The sequence below is a fragment of the Variovorax sp. P4_D9 genome (genome assembly GCF_056401695.1).
The window spans coordinates 20,875-27,143 of record NZ_JBFUIU010000034.1; the positions used below are offsets into that span (position 1 = coordinate 20,875).

At 68.4% G+C, this 6,269-nt stretch carries 5 protein-coding genes; 3 read left to right on the top strand and 2 right to left on the bottom strand.

Features of this window, described 5'->3' with window-relative positions:
- Window positions 1-4 precede the first annotated feature (4 nt).
- On the bottom strand, window positions 5-994 hold the full coding sequence (locus AC1DY5_RS06210) for an NADPH:quinone oxidoreductase family protein (RefSeq protein ID WP_478109713.1): 990 nt from the start codon (window positions 992-994) through the stop codon (window positions 5-7).
- A gap of 202 nt (window positions 995-1,196) precedes the next feature.
- On the opposite strand from AC1DY5_RS06210, the gene AC1DY5_RS06215 reads away from it, so the two are divergent.
- On the top strand, window positions 1,197-2,336 hold the full coding sequence (locus AC1DY5_RS06215; protein WP_478109714.1) for a CaiB/BaiF CoA transferase family protein: 1,140 nt from the start codon (window positions 1,197-1,199) through the stop codon (window positions 2,334-2,336).
- Between the two features lie 15 nt (window positions 2,337-2,351).
- On the opposite strand, the gene AC1DY5_RS06220 is transcribed toward AC1DY5_RS06215, so the two are convergent.
- The gene (locus tag AC1DY5_RS06220; RefSeq protein WP_478109716.1) at window positions 2,352-4,079 is read right to left on the bottom strand and encodes a sigma-54 interaction domain-containing protein; all 1,728 of its coding nucleotides are present in this window, start codon (window positions 4,077-4,079) and stop codon (window positions 2,352-2,354) included.
- 182 nt (window positions 4,080-4,261) lie between these two features.
- Between AC1DY5_RS06220 and AC1DY5_RS06225 the strand changes: the two genes are divergently transcribed.
- Both AC1DY5_RS06225 and AC1DY5_RS06230 read left to right on the top strand, forming a co-directional pair.
- Window positions 4,262-5,506, top strand: coding sequence for a CaiB/BaiF CoA transferase family protein (locus AC1DY5_RS06225; RefSeq protein WP_478109719.1), 1,245 nt, complete (start codon window positions 4,262-4,264; stop codon window positions 5,504-5,506).
- Window positions 5,507-5,518: 12 nt separating this feature from the next.
- A partial coding sequence (locus tag AC1DY5_RS06230; protein WP_478109721.1) for an enoyl-CoA hydratase-related protein occupies window positions 5,519-6,269 on the top strand: 751 nt, incomplete at its 3' end.

Here is a 6,269-nt window from a genome sequence, read left to right on the forward strand (position 1 = left end):
CGCTTCATTCCATCGTCAGAACCAACCGCCCGTTGGCCTGGCGGGTATCGATCAGGCGGAGCGCCTCGGCGAATTCGCGCAGCGGCAGCGTCTTCATGATCCGGGGCCGCAGCGCGCCGCGCTGCCACAGCGCCGCCAGCCCTGCATGGGCGCGTTCCACGCGATGCGGCTGCCGGTCGCGGTAGTCGGTCCACTGCAGTCCCAGCGCCGAAATGTTCTTCACCAGCAGGTGGCCCGCCTTGATCTCCGGAATGCGGCCGGAGGCGAAGCCCACGGCCACGATGCGGCCGCACCAGGCCATGGCCCGCAGCGCGGCATCGAAGGCGTCGCCGCCCAAGGTCTCGATCACCACGTCCACGCCGTGGCCGCCGGTCGCCGCGTGCACCTGCTCGCGCAGACTGTTGCGCAGGTCGGGCGCGGAGAGGTCGACCAGGCTGCATGGAGTGTCGCCCAGCGCGGCCCGCGCCCGCTCCACGTTGCTGGCGGCGGCGAGGACCGTGCCGCCGAGCGCACTGGCGATCTGCACGGCGGCCTGGCCCACCGCGCCGCTGGCGCCGGTCACCAGCACCCGGTCGCCGGGCTCGAAGGCGCCGCGCTCCAGCAGCGCGAACCACGCGGTCTGCGCGGCGAGACCGAGTGCGACTGCATCGACGAAGCCCATGCCCTCCGGCAACGGCAGGCACTGGTCCTCGCGGGCCAGGGCCTGGGTCGCGAAGCTGCCGTACTCCGGATGGAGCAGCACGCGATCGCCAGCCTTCACCCGCTTCACGCCCGGGCCGACGGCGCGCACGATGCCCGCGCCGTCCTTGCCCGGCGCGAAAGGCAACGGCGGGATCGTCTGGTAGCGGCCGGTCATCACGAGCAGGTCGGGGTAGTTGACCGCGGCCGCCTTGACGTCGACAAGGACCTGGCCGGGCCCGGCTTCGAGATCGGGCACTTCCTCGACCGCATGGGTTTCGACGGGACCTGGTTTCTTGACTTGGACGGCGAGCACGGTGCGGACTCCTGCAAATGGGGTGGGGCCTGCTTGCGGGTGCAAGGCCCGTGCCGCCTACCGCGCACCGCGTTCATCGGAGCGAAGCCACTTCCGTGTGCGCGTGTATGACACGTCGTGTCCTCGCCAAACACAGAACGGCAGGCCGCCGCCCGCGATCCTGGGGCAGTGCGCCTTGGCACATGGCTTGCAGCACCGCCGCATGAATTCCAAAAACACCCAGGCGCCGCAAGCGCCCTTGGCCGGCATCCGCGTGGTCGACTTCAGCACCCTGCTTCCAGGGCCCATGTGCAGCCTGCTGCTGGCACAGGCCGGGGCAGAGGTCATCAAAGTCGAACGGCCCGGCCGGGGCGACGAGATGCGCTCCTACTTGCCGAAGTTCGGCCAGGACAGTGTGAACTTCGCGCTGCTGAACCAGGGCAAGCGCTCGGTGGCGCTGGACCTGAAGGAGCCGGCGGCGGTGCAGCAGGCCATCGAGCTGGTGCGGCAGGCCGATGTGCTGGTCGAACAGTTCCGTCCCGGCGTCATGGACCGCCTCGGGCTGGGCTACGAGGCCATGCGCGCGATCAACCCCGGGTTGATCTATTGCGCCATCACGGGCTGGGGCCAGCACGGGCCGCTGGCCGACGTGGCCGCGCACGACCTCAACTACCAGGCGGAAACCGGCCTGCTGGCCCTGACGGCCGGTGCCGACGGCGCGCCCGGACTGCCCAACGTGCTCGTGGCCGACCTGGTCGGCGGCGCCTACCCGGCCATCATGAACATCCTGCTGGCCCTGCGCGCGCGCGATACCTCCGGGCTGGGCTGCCAGATCGACGTCGCGATGGCCGACAACCTGTTCCCGCTGGTCTACTGGGGGCTCGGCAACGGCTTTGCGGCCGGCGAATGGCCGACGCCGGGCGGCGACCTCGTCACGGGCGGCACGCCGCGCTACCAGGTCTACCGCACCCGGGACGACCGCTACCTGGCGGTCGCGCCGCTGGAGCAGAAGTTCTGGGAGAACTTCCTGCGCGTGCTGGAAGCGCCGCACCTGCTGGACGACGCGGCCGATCCGAAGGGCACGCGCGAGGCGGTCGCCGCCCTCATCGCCAGCCGGACCGCGGACGAATGGCTGCAGCGCTTCGAGGGCGTGGATGCCYGCGTGTCGGTGGTGAAGTCGCTGCAGGACGCGGTGGAGTCCCCGCATTTCCGCGAGCGCGGGCTGTTCCAGGCGCGCATCGCGAGCGGCGACGGCCGGGAGATTCCGTCCTTGCCGCTGCCGATCGCGCCAGGGCTGCGGCACGACGCCGGCCGCATGGCGCCGGCACTCGGGGAAGCGGACGGCGCTTCCCTCGCGCGCTAGTCAACAACTCAGCGATCAGCTCTCGGATTCGGCACCCAGGCCCATCTGCGCGAGGCGCTTGTAGAGGTAGGAGCGAGAGATTCCCAGTTCGGCGGCGATGCGCTTCTTGTTGCCGTTGAACTTGACCATCGCCTCGCGGATCATCTGCTCCTCGACCTGCTCCACGGCGCTGCTCACGAGCGTGTGCGCTCGCGGCCCCGCTGCGAGCGGCACGGGCGCGCTGTCGGCGGGCTCGGCCATGGGCGCAGGCAGGGTCTCGCCCGGCCCCAGGTCGATGATGCCGAAGTCGCTGGGCTCGATCACCTCCGTCTCGCTGAAGATCGCGGCGCGTTCCACCGTGTGCATGAGCTGGCGCACGTTGCCGGGCCAGCGCTGGCCCTGCAGGTACGCGATGGCGTCCGCGGAAAGCTTCTTCGCGCGCTGGCCGTGGCGATCGGCGAACTGCTTCAACGCCAGGTCGACCAGCAGCGGGATATCCTCCAGCCGCTCGCGCAGCGCCGGCAGGCGAATGCTGATGCCGCCGATGCGGTAGAACAGATCGAGGCGGAAGCTGCCATCGGCGATCATGGCCTCGAAGTTCCGGTTGCTGGCGCTGATCAACCGAAAGTTGGAGCGGCGCAGCTCGTTGCCGCCCACCCTCTGGAAGCTGCCGTCCTGCAGCACGCGCAGCAGCTTCACCTGCACGTCGGCCGGCATGTCGCCCACCTCGTCGAAGAACAGGCTGCCGCGGTCGGCCTGCTCGATCTTGCCCTTGCGGCCCTTGCGCTCGGCGCCGGTGAAGGAGCCGGCCTCGTAGCCGAAGAGTTCGCTTTCCACCAGCGTGGAGGGCAGCGCGGCCGCGTTGACCATCACCATCGTGTCGTCGCGCCGCGGACTCAGCTTGTGGATGGCGTGCGCCGCCAGCTCCTTGCCGGTTCCGCTTTCGCCGGTGAGCAGCACCGGGACGTCCAGGGGCGCCACCTTCACGATCTGCTGCTTGAGCCGCTGCATCGCCAGACTGTCGCCGACCATCTGGTCGAGGCCGTAGCTGCGGTTGCGCAGGTCGTCGAGCTCGCGGCGGTAGTAGGCGACCTCGGATCGGAGCTTGGAGACCTCGTTGGAGAGCGTCTGCAGCTGCTCCGGCCCCTTGAACATGATCTGGCCGATGGCGCCGACCAGCTCGCCGCGGCTGTTGCGGATCGGGTTGCGCGAGACGACGCGCGTGACGCCGCGCATCTCATGCAGCAGGCCGATCTCCGCCTTGCCGCTCTTGACCACTTCGTGCAGCCGAGAGTTCTCGATCACTTCCGTCGTGTGGCGGCCGATGCCTCCGCCGGGCCGCAGGCCAAAGAAGCGCTCGTGGACGGGGCTCATGTAGCGCACGATCGCGTCGCGGTCGACCACCGACAGCGCTTCGAAGGGATTGGTCAAGAAGTGGGCGAGGATGTCCCCTGCGAAATCGACGGCGCCGATGAATTCGAACAAGGCGTCGCGACTGTCGCGCTCGAACGCGACCAGAACGGTGGCATCGGGAGCGGGGAGCACGACCACGACGATCGGCTGGTTGTCGTCGAACCCGTCCACGGTGAACACGCGGCGCTGGCGGCGGCGCGCGTCCTGCCATGCGGTCTCGATCCGGCGCGCCAACTCCGGCTGCTGCGCAATGCCGGTGGCAGTCAAGGGCTTGCCGTCAGGCCCGAGTACCAGGACGCCGCGCAAGTCGTTCAGGGACGCGCCTTGCGTGTTCGTGTCTTGTGTCTCCATTGCGGGCATGATACTTCCGTTGAATACGGCCTTGTCGTCGGGAAAGACACCAGGCCGGCTGGAAAGAAGGCAAGGTCCTGGCGAAGGACGCCAGAACCGCCTGTTTTCGCGGTTTTTCGGGGTTCTTTGGACGTTCTCTTGGGGTTGGGCGGTGTGGCACACCGTTTGCACTAAGCATTGCAATGTCCACGCCCGAACACACACTCCCACTGAACGGCCTTCCGCCGCGGTCCGCCCCCGCGCTCGACCTGCTCGCAGGCGTGAAGGTCCTCGATCTCACCTCCTCGATCGCGGGTCCCTATGCCGGCCAATTGCTGGCCGACATGGGCGCCACGGTCGTGAAGGTGGAAAAGCCCAAGACCGGCGACGATGCGCGCGCCTGGGGTCCGCCCTTCCTGCACGGCGAGTCGCTCTGGTTCATGAGCGTCAACCGCGGCAAGCAGAGCCTCACGCTCGACATCACCGCGCCGCAAGGCCGTGACATCCTGAAGCAGCTGGTGGCGCAGTGCGACGTCATCCTGCTGAACCTCGTGGCGCGCGCGCAGCGCAAGCTCGGCCTCGACGCCGTGTCGCTGCGGCCCTTGAACCCGCGCCTCATCCACGTCTCCATCAGCGGCTTCGGCCTGCAGGGCGGCCGTGCCGACATGCCCTGCTACGACCTCATCGCCGAGGGCTACTCCAGCGTGATGGACCTGACCGGCGAGCCCGAGAACGCCCCGCAGAAAGTCGGCACCCCGGCGGCCGATCTGCTCGCCGGCAGCGACGCCTCGATGGCGGTGTTGGCCGCCCTGCTGCGGCGCGAACGCGAAGGCAAAGGCTGCGACATCGACATCTCCATGGTGGAGAGCATGTCGCGCTTCATGACGCCCAAGCTCATGCCTTACCTGGGCTCCGGCGAACTGGCGCGCCGCGCTGGCGGCCGCGACAGCGTCATCGCGATCTACCAGGTCTTCGACACCGCCGACGCTCCGATGACTTTGGGCCTCGGCAACGACGGCATCTGGAAGCGCTTCTGGCAGGCCGTCGGCCAACCCGAGGTTGCAGTCCATCCCGCCTACGCCAGCAACGCCGGGCGCCGCGCCCAGCGCGAGGAGATCGTTGCGATCATCGGCAAGCTGCTGCGCACCCAGCCGCGCGCTCACTGGCTCGACGTGCTGGGCCGGGCCCGCGTGCCCGCCGGGCCCATCCAGCGCGTGGACGAAGTCGCGCAGGATCCGGCGCTGCACGAGTCCGGCTTCATCTATCGCACCCAGGGCCCCGACGGCGACATCCCCCAGGTCGGCCTGGGCATCCGCTTCGATGGCCGTACCGAAGGCACGGGCGTGCCGCCGCCCAAGCTCGGCTCCCACACCGAGCACATCCTGGGCACGTGGCTCGACTGCGATGCCGCCCGAATCGACCAACTCCGCACCCAACAGATCATCTGAGAGGACAACACCATGAAGTTCGAAGAAATCACCTACGTCGAGGACGGCCCCATCGGGACCCTCACGCTCAACCGCCCGCACGACGGCAACATGTTCACGCCGACGATGTGCCACGAGATCCGCGACTGCATCAACGAGATTCGGCGCGAGACCCGCACCCGCGTGCTCGTCATCACCGGCGCCGGCGACAAGTTCTTCTGCATTGGCGGCCGAAAGGAAGGCATGGAGGACACCCTTATGTATGCCGGCGTGTTGCCCACGCTCGAGATGTACGAGGCCATCGACAAGCTGCAAAAGCCCGTGATCGCCAAGGTCAACGGCTTCGCCGTGGGTGGCGGCAACGTGCTGCAGGTGGTCTGCGACATCACCATCGCCAAGGAAAGCGCGGTCTTTCGGCAGGTCGGTCCCATGATGGGCAGCTTCGACGGCGGCTACGGCACCTGGTACCTCGAAGACCTGGTCGGCAAGAAGCGCGCGAAGGAGATGTGGTATCGCAATCCCAAGCTCACGGCGCGCGAGGCGCAGGAGTGGGGCTTGGTCAACCATGTCGTGCCCGACGCCGAGCTGAACGACTTCACCCGCAAGATCGCGCTTGAAATCGCCGACCGCGGCGCTTTCGCGCTTGCTTCGATCAAGGCCTCCTTCAACGCCCGCCACGGCGGCGTGTCGGGCCTCTCTCGCATGGCGCACGACCTCCTGCTGCGCGGCTACCTCGACACCAAGGAGCATCACGAGCTTGCCGCTTCGATGGCCGAGAAGCGCC

Bases quoted from the DNA above. Each gene is read 5' to 3' on its own strand.
- AC1DY5_RS06220 (WP_478109716.1), bottom strand. From the start codon at position 4,079: ATGGAGACACAAGACACGAACACGCAAGGCGCGTCCCTGAACGACTTG.
- AC1DY5_RS06225 (WP_478109719.1), top strand. From the start codon at position 4,262: ATGTCCACGCCCGAACACACACTCCCACTGAACGGCCTTCCGCCGCGG.